The 22,788-nt window shown below is 70.4% G+C and carries 17 protein-coding genes; 5 read left to right on the plus strand and 12 right to left on the minus strand.

Annotation, left to right across the window (positions count from 1 at the left end):
* Positions 1 to 79 precede the first annotated feature (79 nt).
* The 3 genes from murJ to NM203_RS22340 are packed head-to-tail and all read right to left on the minus strand — an operon-like array spanning position 80 to position 6,767.
* Positions 80 to 3,706 (minus strand): murein biosynthesis integral membrane protein MurJ, encoded by a 3,627-nt coding sequence (gene murJ / locus NM203_RS22330; RefSeq protein ID WP_408633389.1) that lies wholly within the window; start codon positions 3,704 to 3,706, stop codon positions 80 to 82.
* Positions 3,601 to 5,982, minus strand: a complete 2,382-nt coding sequence (locus tag NM203_RS22335; RefSeq protein WP_255062620.1) for a DUF6049 family protein — start codon at positions 5,980 to 5,982, stop codon at positions 3,601 to 3,603. Before NM203_RS22335 ends, murJ begins: the two co-directional genes overlap by 106 nt.
* Positions 5,979 to 6,767 (minus strand): NUDIX hydrolase, encoded by a 789-nt coding sequence (locus NM203_RS22340; RefSeq protein ID WP_255062621.1) that lies wholly within the window; start codon positions 6,765 to 6,767, stop codon positions 5,979 to 5,981. Before NM203_RS22340 ends, NM203_RS22335 begins: the two co-directional genes overlap by 4 nt.
* Positions 6,768 to 6,882: 115 nt before the next feature.
* Here NM203_RS22340 and NM203_RS22345 point away from each other — a divergent pair, with 115 nt between their 5' ends.
* Both NM203_RS22345 and NM203_RS22350 read left to right on the plus strand, forming a co-directional pair.
* On the plus strand, positions 6,883 to 8,343 hold the full coding sequence (locus tag NM203_RS22345; protein ID WP_303624997.1) for a CCA tRNA nucleotidyltransferase: 1,461 nt from the start codon (positions 6,883 to 6,885) through the stop codon (positions 8,341 to 8,343).
* Between the two features lie 17 nt (positions 8,344 to 8,360).
* Entirely contained in the window at positions 8,361 to 8,843 is a 483-nt protein-coding gene (locus NM203_RS22350; protein ID WP_255062625.1) for a pullulanase, read from the plus strand.
* On the opposite strand, the gene NM203_RS22355 is transcribed toward NM203_RS22350, so the two are convergent.
* Complete coding sequence (locus NM203_RS22355; RefSeq protein WP_255062626.1) at positions 8,840 to 9,616, minus strand: TIGR03084 family metal-binding protein; 777 nt, start codon at positions 9,614 to 9,616, stop codon at positions 8,840 to 8,842. The two genes, NM203_RS22350 and NM203_RS22355, sit on opposite strands and share 4 nt — an antisense overlap.
* A 4-nt stretch (positions 9,617 to 9,620) precedes the next feature.
* Positions 9,621 to 10,922, minus strand: coding sequence for an MFS transporter (locus NM203_RS22360; RefSeq protein WP_255062627.1), 1,302 nt, complete (start codon positions 10,920 to 10,922; stop codon positions 9,621 to 9,623).
* 114 nt (positions 10,923 to 11,036) lie between these two features.
* Here NM203_RS22360 and NM203_RS22365 point away from each other — a divergent pair, with 114 nt between their 5' ends.
* Positions 11,037 to 11,642, plus strand: a complete 606-nt coding sequence (locus NM203_RS22365) for a YqgE/AlgH family protein (RefSeq protein ID WP_255062628.1) — start codon at positions 11,037 to 11,039, stop codon at positions 11,640 to 11,642.
* Positions 11,643 to 11,652: 10 nt separating this feature from the next.
* On the opposite strand, the gene NM203_RS22370 is transcribed toward NM203_RS22365, so the two are convergent.
* Together NM203_RS22370 and NM203_RS22375 are read right to left on the minus strand one after the other, a co-directional pair.
* A complete protein-coding gene (locus NM203_RS22370) occupies positions 11,653 to 11,991 on the minus strand; it encodes a hypothetical protein (protein ID WP_255062629.1) in 339 nt (112 codons plus the stop codon).
* An 18-nt stretch (positions 11,992 to 12,009) separates the two neighbouring features.
* Positions 12,010 to 12,936: an LpqN/LpqT family lipoprotein gene (locus tag NM203_RS22375; protein WP_255062630.1), complete on the minus strand. Its 927-nt coding sequence runs from the start codon at positions 12,934 to 12,936 to the stop codon at positions 12,010 to 12,012.
* Positions 12,937 to 13,110: 174 nt separating this feature from the next.
* Between NM203_RS22375 and leuS the strand changes: the two genes are divergently transcribed.
* On the plus strand, positions 13,111 to 15,960 hold the full coding sequence (gene leuS / locus NM203_RS22380; RefSeq protein WP_255062631.1) for a leucine--tRNA ligase: 2,850 nt from the start codon (positions 13,111 to 13,113) through the stop codon (positions 15,958 to 15,960).
* Here leuS and NM203_RS22385 read toward each other — a convergent pair whose 3' ends face one another.
* Together NM203_RS22385 and NM203_RS22390 are read right to left on the minus strand one after the other, a co-directional pair.
* Positions 15,961 to 17,643 (minus strand): amidase, encoded by a 1,683-nt coding sequence (locus tag NM203_RS22385; protein WP_255062632.1) that lies wholly within the window; start codon positions 17,641 to 17,643, stop codon positions 15,961 to 15,963.
* Positions 17,640 to 18,305, minus strand: a complete 666-nt coding sequence (locus NM203_RS22390) for an SDR family oxidoreductase (protein ID WP_255062634.1) — start codon at positions 18,303 to 18,305, stop codon at positions 17,640 to 17,642. The genes NM203_RS22385 and NM203_RS22390 overlap by 4 nt, the downstream gene beginning before the upstream one ends.
* Positions 18,306 to 18,359: 54 nt before the next feature.
* On the opposite strand from NM203_RS22390, the gene ggh reads away from it, so the two are divergent.
* Complete coding sequence (gene ggh / locus NM203_RS22395) at positions 18,360 to 19,700, plus strand: glucosylglycerate hydrolase (protein WP_255062635.1); 1,341 nt, start codon at positions 18,360 to 18,362, stop codon at positions 19,698 to 19,700.
* Between the two features lie 22 nt (positions 19,701 to 19,722).
* Here the strand turns inward: ggh and NM203_RS22400 are convergent, their stop codons facing one another.
* From NM203_RS22400 to NM203_RS22410, 3 genes are read right to left on the minus strand one after another with little or no spacing between them, the layout of a single operon-like run.
* A complete protein-coding gene (locus tag NM203_RS22400) occupies positions 19,723 to 20,187 on the minus strand; it encodes a MarR family winged helix-turn-helix transcriptional regulator (protein WP_255062636.1) in 465 nt (154 codons plus the stop codon).
* Between the two features lie 51 nt (positions 20,188 to 20,238).
* The gene (locus NM203_RS22405) at positions 20,239 to 20,982 is read right to left on the minus strand and encodes an amino acid ABC transporter ATP-binding protein (protein ID WP_308212844.1); all 744 of its coding nucleotides are present in this window, start codon (positions 20,980 to 20,982) and stop codon (positions 20,239 to 20,241) included.
* Positions 20,979 to 22,766 carry an ABC transporter substrate-binding protein/permease gene (locus tag NM203_RS22410; protein WP_255062637.1) on the minus strand — a complete coding sequence of 596 codons (1,788 nt, stop codon included), beginning with the start codon at positions 22,764 to 22,766 and terminating at the stop codon, positions 20,979 to 20,981. Before NM203_RS22410 ends, NM203_RS22405 begins: the two co-directional genes overlap by 4 nt.
* Positions 22,767 to 22,788 lie beyond the last annotated feature (22 nt).

Here is a 22,788-nt window from a genome sequence, read left to right on the forward strand (position 1 = left end):
GGGCGGGCGTCCCGACACCAGTTTTCGCGCGGCCGACTGGCCTGCGGCAACGTGCTTCACCGCCTGGGGATGAACGGTGTCAGCCGGCCTTCGTGACGGTGATGTCGGAGATCATCGCCTCACTGCGGCCGTCGACGGAGCCGAGTGTGGTGATCCACACCAGCAGGTAGGTCGTCGACGTCGGATTGGCCACCGTGATCGTGTTGGCGCCGGTCTTCATCGGCTGAGGCGGCGTGAGCTCGGTCGTCTCCTCGAGCGACGCGGGCGTCGCCGACTGCGCGGAGCGCAGCTGGACCGACGTGCCGGTGCTGTTGAGGTCGAAGGTCACCTCGCCGACCGTGGTGGGCGAGGGCAGCTGCAGCAGCAGCCCGACGCCGCTCTTGAAGTTGGGGAACGGCACCGCGTCGGTGTAGGTGTCCGTGGTCCAGCCGGTGCTGGGATTGCCGTCGATGGCGAGGCCGGCGTCCTGCGGGTTGTCAGCCTCGCCGCCGGGCGAGAACACCGTTGCGCGAACGGGTTTCACGACGGAGGTGTTCTCGGCCGGCGAGGTCTCGCTGCTGTCGGAGTCGTTGAGCCCGAGGCCCTCCTCGAGACCGCCGCCGACGTCGCTGAAGATCCCCTTCAGCACCGACGCCAGCACGACGAGGGCGATTACCAGCACCACCGCACCCGCGGCGATGCCGATGAGGAGCCCCTTGCGCCGCACGGGTGGATGCTCGGACGGCGGGTCGTCGCGATACCGGGCGCGCGGTTGGTCCTCGGGTTCGTCGACGGGCTCGATGATCTCGGTGCGATCGGCGACGGCGGTCGCCTGCTGCAACAGGTTCAGCAGCGTCGGCGCACTGCGGATGCCGCCGTTCTCCTGCACGGCGCGCGCGGCCGCGGCCGAGATCTGGAACGGAATCGACCGGTCGACGGAGCGCGGTTCGACGGGCTGTCCGGCCGGGTCGAGGTCCGCGGCCTCCATTCCGCTGCGCACCCCCGACTCGGCGAGCGGCCAGCGGTTGATGAGCAGGGCGTACAGCGCCGCGCCGATCCCGCGGATGTCGTCTTCGGGCGACGCCGACGCGAGCGTGGCGGGGAACGCGAGCGCGACGTCGCCGTCGATGCTGACTCGGACGCGTCCGGGGTGATCGATCGACAGCGCCACGCCGGACCGGTGCGCCTCGTCGGCGGCGGCGGCGAGCGACTGGATGGCCCTGGCACCGCCGATGGCGGACGGCTGGGTGTCGGCGACCTCGGCGAGGGAGCCGCCGCGAATCCACTCGGACACCACCAGCCCGCCGGTACCCGTCTGGGCGACGTCCAGCACCTTGGCGATACCTGGGTGATCGATCCGGCTCAGCCGCATGGTCCGGGAGAGGATCTCGGACACCTCGCGGTCGGGCAGCGCACCCTCGGGGTCAACGAAGGTGAGCGCGACCTGACGGTCGTGACCGATGTCCATGGCGTGCCAGAACTGCAGGTGCGGTGGGCCGCCGTGGAACACCAGCAGGCGATACCTGCCGCCCGCGATGGTGGCGCCGGGAATCAGGTGGGGGTCGTCGTCGTGTGCGGCGTCGTGCGGCGCCTCGAACGGCAGGGCCTCGCGACGCGAGCCGCCGGTGTAGTCGGAGGGCGCGCGGTCGGGGAACGACGGCTCGTCGGGCACGTCGGGCTGGAAGTCGTCAGCAGAGGGCACGGGGATGCGCGTCGTGGCACCGCTCTCGGAGCCTGGCACGCCCGCGGAGTCGTCGGTCACCGGCCGTCCTCTCCGAGTAGGGCCTCCGGCAGCTTCTGCCGGAGGTACTCGCCCGTCGGTCCCGAGGTAAGGCCGCAGGTACAGCGGGCGCGTGATGTCATCAGCGTACGGCAGGGGCACCAGCCCGGGAGGCCGGTCGGCGTGCGTGACGGAGTGTGCGGTGGGTGCCGCCATGCTCGTCTTGGCCGTGGTGGCGGCGGGTGTGCCACGTCGGTTGAACCGTCGTCGCACCGCCTCGACGGCGGCGTGGGCGTCGGGGACGCGCGCCGCCCACAGCACGCCCACGATGATCGGCACCATGATCACGCCCAGGATCATCAGTCGCAGGAGTGAGCCGAGCCCGCCGAAGCGCGTGGTCAGCTCCTCCAGCCCGAGCAGCTGGTCGATCACGTGCGCAACGAGCCCGGCGACGAGTGACGCGGAGATCGTGACGAGGATCGTGCGCACCACCTGCAGGCCGATGAGCTTGCCGCCGGGCGGCTTGAGGTTGTTCCGCAGCAGGAGGTAGCCGACCGTCGCACCCGCCAGGAAGCCGAGTCCGTTGGCCAGCCCCAGGTAGCCGGCGACGAGTTCGCGGTCGTCGGTGAGGTGCGGGGCGAACAGCGAGGCGACGATCTTCACCGCGGTGATCACGACGATCAGCAGGATCGGCGTCCACGGTTGCTCACGCGCGTAGAACACGCGCAGCTGAAGCAGCACCAGCGCGTACGGGATCAGCGTGAACGCCGACAGCGTGATCGCCATCCCGAGGTAGCCGGCGTCGGTGTCGCCGAAATTGCCGTAGGCGAACAGCGCGCTGCCGATCGCGGGGCCGCCGACGGTCATGAACGCCACGACGGGGATCAGCGTCACCATCGTCAACCGGGTGGCCAGGGACAGGTCCGCGAGCACCGCGGGGACGTCGTTCGCCGCGGCGTTGCGGGACAGCCGGGGCATGACGACCGTCAGCACCGTCACGCCGATCATCCCGAACGGCAGCTGCAGCACCAGCCACGTGTAGTTGTAGATGGCCGGCCCGGACGCCGCCGCGGTGCTCGCGATCTGGTTGCCGACGACCAGGCCCACCTGGCTGATCAACACGTAGAGGACCATCGCGGCGGCCATGGTCCCGAACTTCTTCAACCGCTCGTCGAGACCCCAGAGCGGGCGCAGGCTGACCCGCTCCCGGCGGATCGCGACGAGCAGCACGACGGATTGCGCGAACACGCCGAGGGTCGTGCCGATGCCCAGGACGAGCAGCTTGGCGTTACCCATCTCGACCGGATCCAGCGACAGCTCGCCCGGCACGACGAGGTACACCAGCAGCGTCGCGATGGCGACCACGTTGTTCACGACGGGCGCCCACGCCGGCGGCCCGAAGATGTTGCGGGTGTTGAGGATCGCCATGAACACCGACGACAGCCCGTAGAAGATCACCTGTGGCAGAAGCAGATACGCGAACGCCGTGGTGAGCGGCTCGTTCACCTGCGGGTCGTCGCCGAGCATCAGGTGGACGAGAAGCGGTGCGGCCGCCACCGACAGCACGGTCGCGACCAGCAGCAGCGCGGTGGCCAGCGTGACGAGGCGGCGCACGAAGGCCGTGCCGCCGTCGGGGTCGTCGCGTTCGGCCCTGGCGAGGACCGGCACGAAGATCGCCGTGAACGTCGCTTCGAGCACCAGTGCGGCGATCAGGTTGGGGAGCTGATTGGCCACCGAGAACGCGCTCGACAGCGCGGCGCCCAGGATGGCCGCGAGCAGCACGATGCGGACGAAGCCGGTGATTCGGCTGACGAGCGTCGCGACCGCCATTCCCCAAGATCGGGAGACCACTGCGGCGTCGGACAGTTCCTGCGGCCTCCTGCGCTCGGAGGGGGTGGCCGTCACGGATCGTCCGGGCTGTGGGCGAGCGCCGTGTCGACCGGATCGGGACGCCGGCTGGGCCGGTCCAGATCGGCACGGTCGGGCTGGCCGCGGAAGCGGTGCCACAGCCTGCGGCCCGCCAGCAGGAACAGAACGGCACCGGCGGACAGGGTGATGAAGAACAGCACCTTGCCGTACGCGTTGGAGTGCACGGAGAGCCGGACCGATTCGCCGAGCGGCAACCCGTCGGCCGTCCGAAGCGACACGTCGACGGCGACCCGCTGGGTGAAGTGGACTTCGATCGGCACGCGCAGCGGCAGGAACCCCGGCGGCAGTTCGATCACGCCCATGTCGTCGACGGTCATGCCGGGCGGCGCGTCGATGTCGAGCCGCACCCGGATCGGCACCGGCAGGTCGTTGCGCAAGGCGAGCGGAAGCGGGCTGCGCTCGGTGGCGAGGGTGTAGGAACCGCCGGGGTTGACGACGGTGACGGCGCCGAAGAGGTCGTCGACGGTGTCGGTGACCGTGCGCACCCGCTGTTCGGCCAGGCCGTTGCGGGCGTTCTGCGGCACCGACTCGCTCAGCGCGCGCAGCATGTCCTCACGCAGCGGGGCGGTGTACTGCGGGCCGGTCAGGCCGGTGCGCTCGTCGACGGTCAGCGCGGCCGTCAACCCCCACAGCCGGCCGGTGGTTCCGCCGATCGCGCCGATGACTCCATCGGAGAAGCGCGCATTCGGGTTGCCCGCGGGCTCCTCCGGCGGGGGAGCGGCCGCCGGGGGCAGCGCGGCCGTCTCGGCGATCACGGCCGTCAGCGGTCGCGGCACGGCGAGGCCCGAGCGGATGGCCGTGGCGGCGGTCGTCAGCATCGCCTGCGCGTCCACGGCGCTGAGGTTCCACGTCAGCGGCGGCATGACGATCTGCGTGCGGGGCTCGGCGTCGGGTCGCAGCCCGCGCCAGAGCAGCGCGGCCAGGGCATCCTGGCGGCGGGCGACCTCCGAGTCCTGTCGCACCGGGACGGCGAGCTCCGAGTCGAGGTAGGACGGCGTGCGCGGTTCGGCGCCCGCCCCGGCGAGCGCGGCACCGAGCGCGGGATCGAACGGCGCGGCGACCACCTGAGGGGAGTAGCGGCGGGGTGTCACGTCGACGGGCGGCACCACGTCGCTCGCGGCGTCCTGCGGGCTGGGCGCGGCGGCCGACACGGCGACGGTCTGACCCACCGGGGTGGCGTCCGACAGCAGCCCGACCACCGACCCGGTCAGCGCCCCGTCCCCGAGCAGGGTCGCGCCGCGCACCGACGTGACCCCGAGGATCTGATCGACGATGTCGTTCGGCTCGGTGACGGCGGTGGCGGTGAGCCCCGCGTCGCCCACTCGACGAAGTGCGCCGAGGTCGGCCTGCGCGTACACCGTCGGTGCGATGCACACCCGCTGTGCCAGCGCCTTGAGCCGGTCGAGCCACTCGGCGGCGGCGGCCTGGCCCGTACCGGGCCGGGTGGGTGACCCGATACCGCCGAACGGGTTCTCGTTGACGACGTAGCCGACCGTCATCGCGTTGACCGTGACCAGCAGGTCCGGATCGACGGCCAGACACAGGGAGCTGCGCAACTGCCCACCGGGGTCGACCGGGTCGCTGGTCGCGAACTCCGCGGCCCCGAGCAGCGTCTCGAGCCGGCCGCCGCTGGCCAGCGACGTGGCGAGGTCGTCGTCGGCGAGCCGCACGGGGGTGGTGCCACCCGGCACGCCGGCAGCCAGCCGGGGTTTGTCCGCCAGCGGCCAGAGCACGGTCATCCGCACGGGACGAGACGTATCCGGTGGCGTCACCGCCGACAGCGAGTCACCCGCGGGCGCCGCCGGATCGCGGGGCACTCCGAGCACCGGGAGCAGGAAGCGGGCGTCGTCGAGCCGGGCCGGCTCGCCGTAGTCGGGGGTGCCGTTGACGTTGACCAGCGCGGGGTAGACGCCCGGCTCCTCGATGTTGAGCGACGGCAGGTCGGCCGACTGCACGGGGTAGGACAGCGTGAACGACGCGCGCTGGCCCTGCTGGAGTTCGGGCGCGACGGTGATGAAGTCGCTGACCGCCTCGTACTGCTCGACGGAACCCGCGAGGTTCGTGCGCAGTCCCGGAGACGCGGTGACGGCGGCGGCGTGCTCGAGGCGCACCATCACGTCGCGGACCGGTCGGTCCCCGACGTTGGTCACCGTGCCGACGACGGTCACGACGGGGTCGCTGGTGGTGCTGACGACGTCGGGGGTCACGTCGTCGATGCGGATCTGAACGAAGGAGCCTGAACCGGGTTCTCCGGCGGCGGCACGCGGCACTACGGCGGGTAGGACGACGAGAGTCACCAGCGCGACGGCGGCGAGCAGGCGCGCCAGCACCGAGGCTGCGCCCTGGCGCGTCATGGTCCCTGGCCGCAGCCGTTCGCCCGTCGGCCGGGTTGGGGCTGAGTGGAGTCGTCGGGGCGACGGTTGCGTGTGTGCGAGTGCGTCTGGGGCCGACGCCGGGGTGAGGAGTGCGGCAGCGGCGGAAGGGCGCTGGGGCCGCCTTCGTGAAGTTTGTCGATGAGCTCGCCGGCCACCTCGGCGAGCTTGCGTTCGTCGGCGTAGGCCAGCCGCGACGGCAGGTCCGCCAGCGGTACCCAGGCCACCTCGCTGACCTCGACGTCGTCGTCGCAGAGTTCACCGCCGAGGAATCGCATCAGGTAATGGTGCACCGTCTTGTGCACGCGCCGGCCCTCGGTCACGAACCAGTAGTCGATGCTGCCGAGTGCCGCGAGGACGTCACCCCGGACGCCGGTCTCCTCGGCGACTTCGCGAATGGCGGTCTGTTCTGCGGTTTCCCCGATCTCGATGTGCCCTTTCGGCAGTGACCAGAGCGTACGGCCGCGGCGGTCGATGCGACCGATGAGGGCGGCCACCTGACCGTCCTTGGGTCCGTCGAGGCCGTCGATGACCAGTCCGCCCGCGGACGTCTCGTGCACGGTGCGCAGTCGAACCTGCGGTTGCCGGTTGGGTCGTGGTCGCGGTTTGGGTTCGCCGGGGGTCGGACCGGCCTTGGCGCGGTCGCCGTTGGGTGCTGCCGGGGTGGGGGAGCCGGCCTGCTGAGCGGGATCGGCCGGACCGGCGGAGCGTCGGCCGCGACGCCGCCCACGGCGCCGTCTTGGTTTGGCTCGTTCGCCCTCCGACACCCAAGCCAGAGTAGCTGCCACTCGCGTTTCCACTGCACTCGCGCCGACCGCGACGCGCTACCTATGCAGAGTCGTTACGGTGCTGTGAGCAGTGTGCGAAGCCGCTTGGACGGGGATGGAAAGATCACCAGGCGTGCCGAACGACACGTCCACCGACGCCGAACTGCTCGCAGCGGCGGCAGTCGCCCTCAACCGGCACTCCGTCGTGCTCGGCGAGCTGGGGCGGTTGTTCGCCGACGCCGGCCACGACCTGTTCCTCGTCGGAGGTACCGTCCGCGACGCCCTGCTCGGGCGGCTGAACATGGATCTCGACTTCACCACCGACGCCCGGCCGGAACGGATTCAGCAGATCATCGGCGCCTGGGCGGACACGCTGTGGGATACCGGCATCGCGTTCGGCACCATCAGCGCGGCCAAGGGCGGCAACCAGTTCGAGTTCACCACCTACCGGGCCGACACCTACGACGGCGTGACGCGCAACCCGGAGGTGCGGTTCGGCGACACCCTGGAAGGCGATCTGGTCCGTCGCGACTTCAGGATGAACGCGATGGCTGTCCGCGTGATCCCCAGTGGCGCAGGCGAATTCGTCGACCCGCTCAACGGCTTAGCCGACGTCCGGGCGATGGTGCTGGACACGCCGGCCGAGCCCGAGGTGTCGTTCGGCGACGACCCGCTGCGCATGCTGCGGGCGGCGCGGTTCGTCGCCCAGCTCGAGGGCGTGACGGTGTCGCCGCGCGTCCGAGAGGCGCTCGAGCGGATGGCGCCGGAGCTCAGCCGGATCACCGCCGAGCGGGTGGCCGCCGAACTCGACAAGACGCTGCTCGGCCGCAATCCCGTCGCGGGCGTCGAGCTGATGGTGGACACCGGCCTCGGCGAGGTGGTGCTGCCCGAGGTCGGCGGCATGCGGATGGCGATCGACGAGCACCACCAGCACAAGGACGTGTACCAGCATTCGTTGACCGTGCTCCGACAGGCGATCGACCTGGAGGACGACGGCCCCGACCTGGTCCTGCGGTGGGCCGCGCTGCTGCACGACATCGGAAAGCCGTCGACCCGCAAGCACGAGCCGGACGGCGGCGTCAGCTTCCACCACCACGAGGTGGTCGGCGCCAAGATGACCCGGCACCGGATGCGGGCGCTGAAGTACTCGAAGCAGATGGTGTCCGACGTCTCGCAGTTGGTGTTCCTGCATCTGCGCTTCCACGGTTACGGCGACGGCAAGTGGACCGATTCGGCGGTCCGGCGCTACGTCACCGACGCCGGCCCGCTGCTCTCCCGGCTGCACAAGCTGGTCCGGGCCGACTGCACGACGCGCAACAAGCGGCGCGCGGCCCGATTGCAGGCCGACTACGACGACCTCGAGCACCGCATCGCCGAGCTCGCGGCGAAGGAGGACCTGCAGCGGGTCCGGCCCGACCTCGACGGCAACGAGATCATGGAGCTCCTCGGCATCCCCGCGGGGCCTCAGGTGGGGCGGGCGTGGACGTTCCTCAAGGAGCTGCGGCTGGAGCGCGGTCCGCTGAGCCGCGACGAGGCCACGGCCGAACTTCTGAAGTGGTGGAACGCCACGGGCTAGCGGTGCGTCCAACTGTCATGGACTACTGCTTGGGAAACGGCGACGGCATGGCGGGCGTCTGGTCGGCCGAACCCGATCTCGACGTCAACGGTGACGGTGTTCTCGACGGCATCGCGCTGGACTTCGACGCCGACAACCACCTCGACGACGCCATCGCCGACTTCGACGGGGACGGTCTGGCGGACCACGTCGTGTTCGACGTCGGCGCCGACGGGGAGGCGGCGTTCACCGACGACGGGTCGGGTACGTGGGCGGTCAGCGTCGAGCGGGGCGGTCAGCTGAGGTTCTTCGGCCTGGACGGGGTGGAGGCGACGGGTGGCCCGGTCGTCGACGTGGACGGCGACGGCGCACTCGATCGACTGCTCGACGGCGACCGTGACGGCACCGCCGATCGGGTGCTCGCCGGTGAGCGCGCCTACGTCGACACCGATGGCGACGGACGGTGGGACGTCACGCTCAGCGACACCGACGGGGACGGCCTCGCTGAGCACGCCGATTAGCCGCGGCCGGCGCCCGGCGGGCCCGCGAACGCCTGCGCGATCGTCAGCCACGTCTCGGCGTCGGCACCGACGGCCGTGACGTCGAGGTCAGCGCGCGGCCGCCGCTGGGTGACCAGCTCGCAGAAGTCGAGGGCCGAGCCGGTGACGCGCTGCGCGGCGTCCGCAGGCCCCCACGACCACGTCGACCCGTCGGGCGCGCGCAACTCGACGTGGAAGGGCTCGGCGGGTACCGCGAGCCCGTGCACGGTGAACGCGAAATCCCTTGTCCGAACGCCGATGTGGGCGATGGACTTCAGCCGCGCCGTGGCGGGAAGCGTGACTCCGAGCGTGTCGGCGACGTCGAGACCGTGCGCCCAGGTCTCCATCAGCCGGGCGGTGGCCATCGAGGTGGCGCTCATCGGCGGCCCGAACCACGGCAGCTTGCGGCCGTCCTCGACGCGCACCAGCTCGTCGTGCAGCCGGGCGCGCGTCGAGCGCCACTCGGCGAGCAGCTCGGCGGGCGGTGTGGCCGCCAACTCCTCCGCGCCCGCGTCGACGAAACCGGTCGGGTTCTTCGCCGCCTCGGCGAGCAGCGCACCGAAGCCGGCCTCGTCGGTGACCGCGACGACGGCGACCCGATCGGTCCACCACAGGTGCGCGATCTGGTGGGCGATGGTCCAGCCGGGAGCCGGGGTGTCGGTGGCCCAACCCTCCGGGGTCAGCCCCGCGACCAGCGCGTCGAGTTGGTCGCTTTCCGCCCTGAGGTCGGCCACCACCGCGTCAGCGCCTGCCATGCCGTCACAGTAACTCGCCGGGGATGGCGCGCCCGCGGCGGTTGCGCCCCACGGTGGCGTGAACGGCGAGTCCCGCGAGGTAGACCGCGGCACCGGCGACGACCAGCCAGGGCGAGTGTCCGTCGACCGGCACGATCGACGCGCACACGGTGATCGAGGTGACGAACGCGACCCAGAACAGCGCGTCCTGCACGGTGAACACGTGGCCGCGCAGAGCGTCGTCGACGTCGACCTGCATCGCGGAATCGCCGCACAGTTTCACGATCTGGCCGGCCATCCCCAGCAGGAACCCGCAGACCATCATCACCGGCAGGTGAAGTCCCACGGCGCTCAGCTGAATCACCGCGGCGGCGGCCAGTGCGAGGTTGCCCGCCGTGTACCGGCTCCACCGCCGAACGACGACGGGCGCGAGCATGTTCGCGAGGAACGAGCCGAGTCCGGTGACGGAGGCGAACAGCACCGCGACGCCGAGGCCCGCGACGCTCACGGAGCCGGTGTGGCGCACGATCACCAATACCAGCAGCGTGTTGATGCCGAACGCGATGCGGTGCGCGACGACGCCGGACAGCGTCGCGGCCACGCTCGGCACGGCGACCGCGGTGCGCACGCCGTACACCCATCCCGTTGCCACCGCGTACACGACGGAGCCGTGGACGGCGCGGGCCGAGTCGTCGGGACCCAGCACGTGCGGCTGGAAGCGGACCGAGAGGTAGAGCGCCACCGACACGGCCGCCGCGGCGAGGAAGACGGCGGCCGCGGAACTGGCTGCGCCCGCCCCCAGCAGCGATCGCGGCACGAGCATGAAGATCGCCCCGAGGAACAGCGTGATCGCGCTGACGGCCGTGGCGACGGAGTTCATCGTCAACACCTGCTCACGGGGCACGACGTGCGGCAGCGCGGCGGACAGTCCGGAGGTCACGAACCGCGTGAAGCCGTTGACGATCAACGCGCCCAACAGAATCCAGAGCTGGTTGGCGTGGAACGCGAGCAGCAGCGCGACCACGACCATGAACACCACTCGGGCGAGGTTGGCGACGATGAGGACACCGCGCCGGTCCCATCGGTCGAGGAGCGCTCCGGCGAACGGGCCGAGCAGCGAGTAGGGCAGGAACAGTGCGGCGAAGGATCCGGCGATCTCCCAGGGGTTCGCGGCGCTCTCCGGATCGAACAGCAGGGCACCGACGAGACCACCCTGGAACACGCCGTCGCCGAAGCCGCTCACCGCGCGGAGCTCGAGTAGGCGGCGGAATTCCGGTAACGCGCTGACCGTGCGCCACAGGGCGACGGGTGCACTGGCGGCGGCCACTGATGAATCCGATCTCGGGGGAACCCGATCCAGCCTACAAATGATTTCGTAACAATCCCGACGTGCCTGCGCCCGTTCGCGGCAACCGATGTGCGCTGGTGCCATGATGGACGGGTGGCGCAGTCAGAAGACCCGGAGGACTATCTCGCCCCCGCCGCGCACCGGGTGCGCGCGGGCACCCTGCTGCTCGCCAACACCGATCTGCTGGAGCCGACGTTCCGGCGCAGTGTCATCTACATCGTCGAGCACAACGACGGCGGCACCCTCGGTGTGGTGCTGAACCGATCGAGCGAAACCGCCGTCTACAACGTGCTGCCGCAGTGGACCAAGCTCGCGACGAAGCCCAAGACGATGTTCATCGGCGGTCCGGTCAAACGCGACGCCGCGCTGTGCCTGGCGACCGTGCGCGTCGGGATCGACGCGAGCGGGATTCCGGGGCTGCGGCCGGTCCAGGGCCGGATCGCGATGGTCGACCTCGACGCCGATCCGGACTCGATCGCGCCCGCCGTCGAGGGCGTCCGCATCTACGCGGGCTACTCGGGGTGGACCATCGGCCAACTCGACGGCGAGATCGAGCGCGACGACTGGATCGTGTTGTCGGCGTTGCCTTCCGACGTGCTGGTTGAGCCGCGCGTCGACCTGTGGGCACGGGTGCTGCGTCGTCAGCCGCTTCCGCTGTCGATGCTGGCGACCCATCCCATCGACGTCAGCCGCAACTAGCCGCTTCGGATCACTTGCACGACAGCGTGCACGACGCGCAGGCGCCCGCGCAGGACTCGGCGATCTCGCGCCGGGCCACCGTCTTGGCGCTCTGATAGCAGCCCGCGGCGACCGTGCCGACGGCGCCGACGACGCACATCACCAGCATCATGACGCCGATGTGCACCGGCGCGGCCAACGCCACCGCGCCGCCCGCAGCCAGCATCACGGCGGCGGCGAGCTGGGTGGGAGCGACGGCCCGCAGCACCTGCCTGTCCGGACTGTCCGCCGGGATGCGCGCCAGCGACCACAGCGCTGCAGCGGCGGTCGCCACGGATGCGCAGAGGGTCAACAGCGCGGCGATCAGCATGGCCTCAGAATACGAGACCTAGTTGGGCAGCCCCAAAAGCCGGTTGACGGGCTGTGCACCGAGCCCCGGCGAGGGGGCCGTCGACGCGGCGGGGGCTGCCGGCACCGGTGCGGCGGCCGGCGGCGCGGCGGGTGGCGCCGCGGTGGGCGAGCCGACGCGGAAGCCGCGCACGATCGCGTCGGTGGCGTCACCGGAGGCGACCGACACCTGCGCGCTGGTGGTCACCGTGAGGGTGACGAGGTACCGGTCCGGGCCGGACTGCGCGATCACGTGGCGGCGCGAGGAGTTCAGCGTCATGTTGTTCTGGCGATAGGTGCCCTCGATGATCGCCGACGGCATCGAGTAGAAATCGGCGAGCGAGCCGTCGGTGGCGCGCCAGGCCGGCTGCTGCTGGCTGTCGATGAAGCCGTGGCTGATGGCTTCCTTGGGGTCGAAATCGCCGACCAGTTTGTAGACGACCAGCGCGGCGTTGGACGTGTAGAGGCCGTCGCCGCCGACGCGATCGGCGATCACGGCGAAGGCGTCCGGCACGTTCGGGTCGGGGACGTGGCTCCAGCCGGTGGGCATGGGCAGCACGATGTTCAGCGCCGTGAAGCCGGGGGCCTTCTGCGGCTCCATGGCGACGTTCTTACTCCGCAGGAACTCGGCGATGGACTGCGACGTCGCGGGCACGATCGTCGGGGCGGCGGGGGCCGCCGGTGCCGCCGGGGTCAGCGCGCCGGCCGCCGGGAGCGAGGCCGGGGTCGCCGCCGGCTGCTGCGGGCTGAGGCCGGGGGCCGCGGCCTGCACGGTCACCGTCTGCGTGACCGTCGCGGGGGCGGGCAGCGGGGGTTGTGGCGCGACCGGTTCGGCCGAGGCCGTGGTGCCCGCGAAGCCGACGACGCCCGCCAGCCCGGCTGCGACTCCGCCTGCCACTAGTCGCCATCGGCGGGGGTTCTCGAACATCTGGTGGCGGTCCTTCCGAGCTCTCCACGGTCTACACGGGCACGCGTACCCAAGGTCAGGCGCCGACTGTAACCAGGCCGAACCGCCCGTCACTAGGTGCGCACCGGACCTGCAACCATGCTCTGACCGGTCTGCAATGGAACCGATACCAACGCCGTTGACTACCCTGATCGCGTGACAGACGGGCAAGACGCTGGGCAGGACACACCGCCGTACCGCTACAGCGCGGCGCTAGCGGGCGAGATCGAGCGGACCTGGCAGGAGGCCTGGGCCGACCTCGGTACCTTCCACGTGCCCAACCCCGTCGGCTCGCTGGCGCCCGACGACCCGTCCGCGGTGCCCGCCGACAAGATGTTCGTCCAGGACATGTTCCCGTACCCGTCGGGTGAGGGACTGCACGTCGGGCACCCTCTCGGCTACATCGCGACCGACGTCTACGCCAGGTACTTCCGGATGACGGGGCGCAACGTCCTGCACGCCTTGGGGTTCGATGCGTTCGGTCTCCCCGCCGAGCAGTACGCCGTGCAGACCGGTACGCATCCGCGCACGCGCACCGAGGCCAACATCGTCAACTTCCGTCGCCAGCTCGGCAGGCTGGGGCTGGGCCACGACTCGCGGCGTAGCTTCGCCACCACGGACGTGGACTTCTACAAGTGGACACAGTGGATCTTCCTGCAGATCTACAACGCCTGGTTCGATCCCGAGCTCAACCGCGCCCGCCGCATCGACGAGCTGATCGACGAGTTCTCCTCGGGTGCCCGCACCCCGGCCGACGGCAGTGTCTGGGCGGAGCTGTCGGCGGGGCAGCGCGCCGATCTGATCGACGGCTACCGGCTGGTCTACCGGTCGGACTCGATGGTGAACTGGTGTCCCGGCCTGGGCACCGTGCTCGCGAACGAGGAGGTGACCTCGGAGGGGCGCAGCGATCGCGGCAACTTCCCGGTGTTCCGGAAGCGGTTGCGGCAGTGGATGATGCGCATCACCGCGTATTCCGACAGGCTGCTCGAGGATCTCGACGTGCTGGACTGGCCGGACAAGGTCAAGGCCATGCAGCGCAACTGGATCGGCCGCTCGACGGGTGCCGAGGTCCGGTTCGGCACCGACGCCTCGGACATCGAGGTGTTCACCACTCGGCCCGACACGCTGTTCGGCGCGACGTACATGGTGCTGGCGCCCGAGCACGAGCTGGTCGACACCCTGGTCGCCGCGCGGTGGCCCGACGGCACCGACGAGCGGTGGACGTTCGGGGCCGCCACCCCGGGCGAGGCCGTCGCCGCCTACCGCGCGTCGATCGCCGCGAAGACGGATCTGGAACGCCAGGAACACAAGTCGAAGACCGGCGTGTTCATCGGCGCCTACGCCACCAACCCGGTCAACGGCGCGCGGATCCCGATCTTCATCGCCGACTACGTGCTGATCGGCTACGGCACCGGTGCCATCATGGCGGTGCCCAGCGGGGATCAGCGCGACTGGGAGTTCGCGACCGAGTTCGGGCTGCCCATCGTCGAGGTGGTCACGGGTGGCGACGTCTCCCTGGCGGCCTACGGCGGGGACGGCACCATGGTCAACAGCGGCTATCTCGACGGATTGAGCGTCACCTCGGCCAAGGAGGCGATCATCGCCCGGCTGGAGGCCGACGGCCACGGCCGCGCCCGCATCGAGTACAAGTTGCGGGACTGGCTGTTCGCCCGCCAAAGGTACTGGGGCGAAGCGTTTCCCGTCGTGTACGACGCCGACGGCCGCGCGCACGGGCTGCCGGAGTCGCAGCTGCCGGTCGAGCTGCCCGACATCCCCGACTACGCCCCGGTGCAGTTCGATCCCGAGGACGCCGACACCGAACCGTCGCCGCCGCTGCAGAAGGCCACCGACTGGGTGAACGTCGAACTGGACCTCGGTGACGGTCTGAAGCCGTACACCCGCGACACGAACGTGATGCCGCAGTGGGCGGGCAGTTCCTGGTACGAGTTGCGCTACGCCGACCCGCACAACTCGGAAGCGTTCTGCGACAAGGAGAACGAGGCCTACTGGATGGGGCCGCGGCCCGCCGAGCACGGCCCCGACGACCCCGGCGGTGTCGACCTGTACGTGGGCGGCGTCGAACACGCGGTGCTGCACCTGCTGTACTCGCGGTTCTGGCACAAGGTCCTGTTCGACCTCGGCCACGTCACGTCGCGCGAGCCGTACCGCCGGCTGGTGAACCAGGGCTACATCCAGGCGTTCGCCTACACCGATTCGCGCGGCAGCTATGTGCCCGCTGCGGACGTCGTTGAGCGCGACGGGAAGTTCTATCTACCAGGATCATCCGGAGACATTCAGGTCAACCAGGAGTTCGGCAAGATCGGCAAGAGCCTGAAGAACTCGGTGTCACCCGACGAGATCTGCGACGAGTACGGCGCCGACACGCTGCGGGTCTACGAGATGTCGATGGGACCGCTGGAGGCGTCGCGACCGTGGGCGACCAAGGACGTCGTCGGTGCGCACCGCTTCCTGCAGCGGGTGTGGCGCGTGGTCGTCGACGAGCAGACCGGCGAGGAGCGCGTCGCCGAGCACGGGTCGCCGACCGACGAGACGCTGCGCCAGCTGCACAAGACCATCGCCGGAGTCTCGGAAGACTATGCGGCACTGCGCAACAACACGGCGGCCGCCAAGCTGATCGAGTACACCAACCACCTCACCAAGGAGGGGGTGACGGCGCGCGCCGCGATCGAACCGCTGGTGCTCATGGTCGCGCCGCTGGCGCCGCACCTGGCCGAGGAGCTGTGGCGACGGCTGGGTCACGACACGTCGCTGGCGCACGGCCCGTTCCCGGTGGCGGACCCGGCGTACCTCGTCGAGGACACCGTCGAGTACCCGGTGCAGATCAACGGCAAGGTCCGCAGCCGAATCACAGTGTCGGCCGACGCGGACGCCGACGCGGTCGAGGCGGCGGCACTGGCGGACGAGAAGGTCGTGGCGTTCGTCGACGGCAAGACCCCGAAGAAGATCATCGTCGTCGCCGGACGCATGGTGAACATCGTCCTCTGATCACAGGGGTGGTGTGCGCGCCGGTGCGGTGCGGCGGCTGCCGAGCGCCTCGAAGGCGGTGCCGTAGGTCAGCAGGGTGTTGTCGTCGTAGGCGCGGCCCGCGAAGGTCAGCCCGACCGGCATGCCGGTATCGGCCATCGTGCCCATGGGGACCGTGACGGTGGGGATGCCGAGGTGCCGAATCGCCAAGTTGCCGTTCGCGACCCAGACGCCGTTGCGCCAGCCCAGGTCCGCTGACGCCGGGTTGACGTCCATGTCGGCGGGCCCGACGTCGGCCACCGCGGGGAAGATCACCGCGTCGAGCCGCAGTTCGTCCATCCAGTCCTCGAGGTCGGCGCGCCGGGTTCGCTCCAGCGCCGTCAATCCCGCTGCCAGGTCGGGGATGTCGACGAAGGACGACCGCGGATGGGCCCGGACGAACGCCGGGTAACCGGCGATGTCGTCGTCGAATCCGGTGTAGCGGTCGGGCAGCGCGCCGGGCGGATGCGGGAAGATAGTGGCGCCGTCGACGTCGGCGAGCCGGTTCAGTGCGGGATCGCCGTTGGCGGCGAGGAAGTCGTCCCACGCCCAGGCGGAGAGGTCGACGAGTTCGCGCCGCAGGTACTCCGGCGTCACCCAGCCCCGCGTCGCGAGCGTCGGCGCACCCGCGCGGTCACCCTCGTAGTTGGTCACGACCGGGAAGTCGACGTCGACGACCTCGGCCCCCGCGGCGCGCAGGTCGGCCCTGGAGTCCTCGAACAGGTCGAGCACCGACGGCCGCGTCTCGATGCGCTGACCCGTCGGTCCGCCGATGCCGGTCGCGCCCACACCCGCGTCCGCGTCGGCGTTGACGTACATCCGGGGCACGCCGAACCGCTTGCCCGACAACACTTCCGGCCCAGACGCGAGCGCCGGGTACGACGCCGGCCGCACGTCGTCGACTGCCGGGATCGACAGCCACGGCTGGGCCCGCCAGAAATCACCGCGGGTGTCGGAGTCGGCGGCGACCAGCACGTCGAGCACCTCGAGCAGATCGGGCATCGAGCGGGTGTGCGGCACGACGACGTCCATCGTCGGAACCAGCGGCCACCCGCCGCGTGTCGAGATGACGCCCCGCGACGGGGTGTAGGCGCACAGGGCGTTGTTCGACGCGGGCCCGCGTCCCGACGACCACGTCTCCTCGCCGATGCCGAAGGCGCAGAACGACGCCGCCGTCGCGGTGCCGGAGCCGTTCGACGAGCCGGAGCCGAACGGCGCGGTGAGAAACGATGCGTTGTAGGGGCTTTCGGCACGGCCGTAGAGGCCGCGCTGCATACCGCCGTTGGCCATCGGCGGCATGTTGGTCAGCCCGATGAGCACCGCACCCCCGGCGCGCAACCGGCCGACGGCGAACGAGTCGTGCTGCGCGACAAGCTCGGCGAACGCCGGGCTGCCCGCCGCGATGATCAGCCCACGAGCCAGGTAGCTGTCCTTCACGGTGTAGGGGATCCCGTCGAGCGGGCTCAGCACGTTGCCGGCGCGGCGGCGTTCGTCGGACGCCTCGGCGGCGGCCCGTGCGCCGGGGTCGGCGACGACGATCGCGGTGAGCTCGGCGTCGTAGGCGGCGATGCGAGCGAGGTACGCGTCGAGCAGGGCGACGGCCGTGGTCCGCCCGGATTCCAGCGCCGCGCGCAACTCCGCGATCGAGGCCTCGTGAACGTTCATCGCGGCCGGATGACCACTTCGTGGACGTGCGCGTCGAGCGGCGTCGCCACCGCCTGCGCGACCGCGGCCGCGACCGTCTCCGGGGTGAGGAACTGCTCGGGCACGTACTCGCGCCCCTCGTAGGCGATGAGGTCGCGCTGCATGTCGGTGTCGATGCGGCCGGGGTGGATGGACGTCACGCGCAGCGCCGGTTCGTCGGCTCGCAGCGAGTCGGCGAAGGCGCGCAGGGCGAACTTGCTCGCCGAGTACGACGCCAGCCCCGGCGACGCGTTGATGCCCGATCCGGAGTTGATGAACACCACGTGCCCGCGGGCAGCGCGCAACGCGGGCAGCAACGCCAGCGTCAGTGCCACCGGGCCGAGCAGGTTGACAGCCATGGTGGCCGACCACTCCTCGACCGCGGACTCGCCGACGCGGCCGGGATAGGCGACACCGGCGTTGTGGACGAGCACGTCGAGCTCGACGATGGGCTCGACGACCGTCTCGATGTCCTCGGTGTTCGCCAGGTCGACGGGCCAGGTCGTGGCGCCGAACTCCTCGGCGACACGATCGAGCCGACTCGACGGCCGGCCGGCCAGGAACAGGGTGTGGGTGGGCGCCAGCGCGGTCGCGATGGCCCTGCCAAGGCCCGCGGAGGCACCCGTGATCATCGCGGTAGGCATAGAACCGACCCTACCGACCTGCGATTTCCGCCCGCACGTCGCATCATTGAGGGAATGCCACCCGATCCCAGCTTCGCGCCCACCCAGCTCGCGGCCCGCGCCGCCTATCTGCTGCGCGGCAATGACCTGGGCGCCATGACCACCGCGGCGCCGCTGCTCTACCCCCACATGTGGAGTTGGGACGCGGCGTTCGTCTCGATCGGGCTGGCGCCGCTGAGTGTGGAGCGGGCGGTCGTGGAACTCGACACGCTGCTCTCGGCGCAGTGGTCCAACGGGATGATCCCGCACATCGTGTTCGCCAACGGCGTCGACGGGTACTTTCCCGGCCCGGCGCGCTGGGCGACGTCGGCGCTGGCCGCTGCGGCACCCAAGACGAGGCACACCTCGGGCATCACGCAGCCTCCCGTGCACGCGATCGCGGTCCAGCGCATCCTCGACCACGCGAAGACCCGCGGCCGGTCCACGCGGGCGGTGGCGGAGTCGTTCCTCGACCGGCGGTGGAGCGACCTGGTGCGCTGGCATCGCTGGCTGGCCGAGGCCCGTGATCCGAACGGCCGCGGCCGCGTCACCGTGTACCACGGCTGGGAATCCGGCATGGACAACTCGCCGCGGTGGGACAGCGCCTACGCCAACGTGATTCCCGGCAACGTGCCCGAGTATCAGCGCGAGGACAACAAGATCAACACCGACGCCTCGCAGCGTCCGTCGGACACCGAGTACGACCGGTACCTGTGGCTGCTCGAGGAGATGAAGTCGGCGCGCTACGACGACGAACTGCTGCCCAAGGTGATGAGCTTCGCGGTAGAGGACGTGTTCGTCTCCGCGATCCTCTCGGTGGCGTGCACCGTCCTCGCCGAGATCGGCGAGGATTACAAGCGTCCGCACTCCGACGTGCGCGACCTGTACGGCTGGGCCGAGCGATTCCGCCGCGGAGTAGTCGAGACGACCGACGAACGTAGCGGTGCGGCAAGGGATTACGATCTGCGCGCCGAGCGGTGGATCGCGACGGAGACCATCGCGCAGTTCGCCCCGCTGTTGTGCGGCGGGCTGCCGCACGACAGGGAGCGCGCGCTGCTGCGACTGCTGGAGGGACCGCGTTTCTGCGGACATCCCGACCTGAAGTACGCGTGCATCCCGTCGACGTCGCCGGTGTCCCGTGACTTCCGGCAGCGCGAGTACTGGCGCGGCCCGGTGTGGCCGGTGACGACATGGCTGTTCTCCTGGTGCTTCGCGCGGCGGGGCTGGGCCGAACGGTCGGCGATGTTGCGCCGCGAGGGGCTCCGGCAGGCCAGCGACGGGACCTTCGCCGAGTACTACGAGCCGTTCTCCGGCGAGCCGCTCGGCAGCATGCAGCAGTCGTGGACCGCGGCTGCCGTCCTGGATTGGCTGGGCTAGCCGCACATTTCGGCTGCTGGGCTCAGCCCTCGGCCTGCTCGGCCAACCGGGCCAGCGGCTTCAGGGCGGCGGCGAGCGTGCTGCGCTCCTCCGTCGTCAGCTTGCCCAGCATCGCTCCGAGCGCGGCACGCCGGGTCGCGAGTGCCTCACGGTGCTGGACCAGTCCGCGAGGCGTCACGTCGACGAGAACGGCGCGCAGGTCCGACGGGTCACGGGAGCGCTTCACCAGGCCGAGCTTCTCGAGGCGGCGAATAGCCACGGTGGTCGTCGGGGTCCGTACCCGCTCGTGGGCGGCCAGCTCGGTCATCCGCATCGGACCCTGGTCCAGCAGGGTCAGCAGGATCGACAGCTGCGCGAGCGTCAAATCCGCGCCGGGCTCGCTCGCGCTGCGATTGGAGTCGGTACGGCGGAGCACCGAGAAGAGCTTCGACAGCGTCGCCTGGAGCTCTCCTGCCAGCTCAGTGACCTGCGGTTCGGTGTCCACCATAATTTTGGCAGTCTAACCTGTTGTCGTCCGAGCGAGGCTGAATGACCGGGTTTACAGAACCTGTGACAGGAATCGCTGCAGCCGATCCGTCTCGGCGGCCTCGAAGATCCTGGCGGGTGGCCCCGACTCGACGACTCGGCCGCGATCCATGAAGACGACCGCGTCCGACGTCGACTGAGCAAAGCCCATCTCGTGGGTGACGACGACCGTCGTCATCCCGTCGGCACCGAGCTCGGCGATGAGCGACAGGATGCCCTTAACGAGCTCGGGGTCCAGCGCCGAGGTGGCCTCGTCGAAGAACATCAGCTGCGGACTCATCGCCAGGGCGCGGGCGATGGCGACGCGCTGCTGCTGGCCGCCCGACAGCGTGGCCGGCCGGACATCTGCCTTGTGGCGCAGTCCGACTCGCTCCAGCTGGGCGAGGCCGAGTTCGCGCGCCGCATCGACGGCCATGCCCTTGAGCTTGCGGGGTGCCAGCGTCACGTTGTCCAGCACCGTGCGGTGCGGGAAGAGGTTGAACTGCTGGAACACCATGCCGATCCGCTGCCGCAACTCGTCGGGGTTGTCCTTCAGCACCGAGCGACCGTCGAGCAGGATGTCGCCGCGATCCGGCTCGTAGAGCCGGTTGAGCGTGCGCAGCAGCGTTGACTTCCCGGAGCCGGACGGTCCGATGACCGCGGTCGTCGTCCCGGCCGGCACGTCGAGGTCGACGCCGCGGAGCACCGCGTTCGGACCGAAGGAGAGGTGAATGTCGTTGGCGGCCAGCGAAACCGGCTCGAGTGTTGGCGCGCTCACACCATCTCCTGGGTTCGTGCCGGGCTGGCCGGGTCCAATGGGTCATCGGGTTCGGTGACGGCGCGCCCCCGGCGCAGGCGGTTGTCGATGTAGTTGACGAGGTGTGTCAGCGGGATCGTCAGCATCAGGTAGAACAGCCCGGCGGCGACCAGCGGGGACAGGTTGCCGGTCTGCGCGTTGAGATCGCGGCCGACCTGGAACAGCTCGCGTTGGCTGGCGATCAGGCCGAGGAAGTACACCAGCGACGACGCCTTCAGCAGCGAGATGAACTGGTTCACCAGGGCGGGCAGCACGCGGCGCACGCCCTGCGGGATCACGACCAGCCGCATCGACACCGAGTAGCTGAAACCCAGTGCGCGAGAGGCTTCGAGCTGTCCCGCCTCGACGCTCTGGATACCGGAGCGCAGGATCTCGCCGACGTAGGCGCCCGCCATCAGGCCGAGCGCGGCGATGCCGAGCGGATACGGGTTGTTGCCCGTGAGCCCGCCGACGACCGGGCCGACCCCCAGCCCGATGACCAGAATGACCACCACCTCCGGCAGCCCGCGGAACACGTCGGTGTAGACCCTGGCCGGCCAGCGCAGCCACCGCGAGCGCGAGATGCCCGCCACCGCAAGCAGCATGCCGAGCACGAGGCCGATGACGCTGGCGCACACCGTGAGGATCAGCGTGTTGGGCAGCCCGGTGCGGAACAGGTCCGGGATCGCCTGCTTGTACAGGTCCCAGTCGAGGAACGAGTCCTTCAGTTGGGACAGTGTGGACTTGGGGCCGACGGCGGTGTCGGTGCCGGCGCCGGGTTGCTGCTCGGCGGCGATCGCGGCGAAGTCCGGTAACTGCGGCAGCGGGGCCGCCTTGGAGCCGGGCTTCCAGCCGGGTGGCAGGGCACGCGGTACCCAGTCGGAGTAGAGCCTGGCCCACGTGCCGTCGGCGATCACGGCGTCGAGGCCGGAGTTCAGCGCGTCGATGAGCGGTTTGTTCTCCTTGGCGACCGCGTAGGCGACGAAGTTGTCCAGGCTGAAGGTGTTCTCGATGATCTCTGCGGGGTCGCCCGGCTGCACGGTGCCCGACGCCTGCTGCGACGGCGCGACCCACGCATCGATCTGCCGTGTCTTCAGGCTCGCGTAGACGGTGTTGTAGTCGGGGAACTTCACCGGATCGAGGCCGAGCGTGTCGACGACGTAGGCCTCCTGCACCGTGCCCTGCACCACGCCGATGCGCTGGCCCGCCGCGAGCTCGTCGAACCCGGTGATCGCCGAACCCGTTGGCACAACCAGCGAGAAGTAGCCGAAGTCGTAGCCGTTGGTGAATCCGACGGTCTGGCGGCGCGCGTCGGTGGTGGTGATCGACGACGAGGCGACGTCGAAGCGGCGCGACGCCGTCTGGGCGAGCAGCCCGGAGAACTCGGTACCGACGAAGTTCACGCGCAGACCGAGCTTCTCGGCGATCGCCCGCAGCAACTCGTTGTCGAACCCGGTGAACTGCCCCGCGGCGTCGATGCAGATGCTGGGCGGCGCGTCCGAGAGCGTGCCGACGGTGAGCACCCCCGGCGTGCCGAGGCCGAGCGCGTCGCGGTTCACCGAGGCCAGCGGTTGGACGTTCGGTGTCGTGTATTTATCTTCACCGGGCCCACCCGCCGCGGCGGCGAGGTTGGTGGGCAGCGCGCTCGCGCTCTCGACGCCCGGCGGTGCGCACTGATCGTCGGCCGCGGCGGGCGGCGCCCAGGTGAGGGTGAGGACCGCCAGCGCGATCAGCGCCAGGACAGCCGACTTCCGTAGTCGCGTCATGTTCGAAACGTAGCGTCCCGCG

The organism is Mycolicibacterium arenosum, from assembly GCF_024320865.1.
GTDB lineage: Bacteria > Actinomycetota > Actinomycetes > Mycobacteriales > Mycobacteriaceae > Mycobacterium > Mycobacterium arenosum.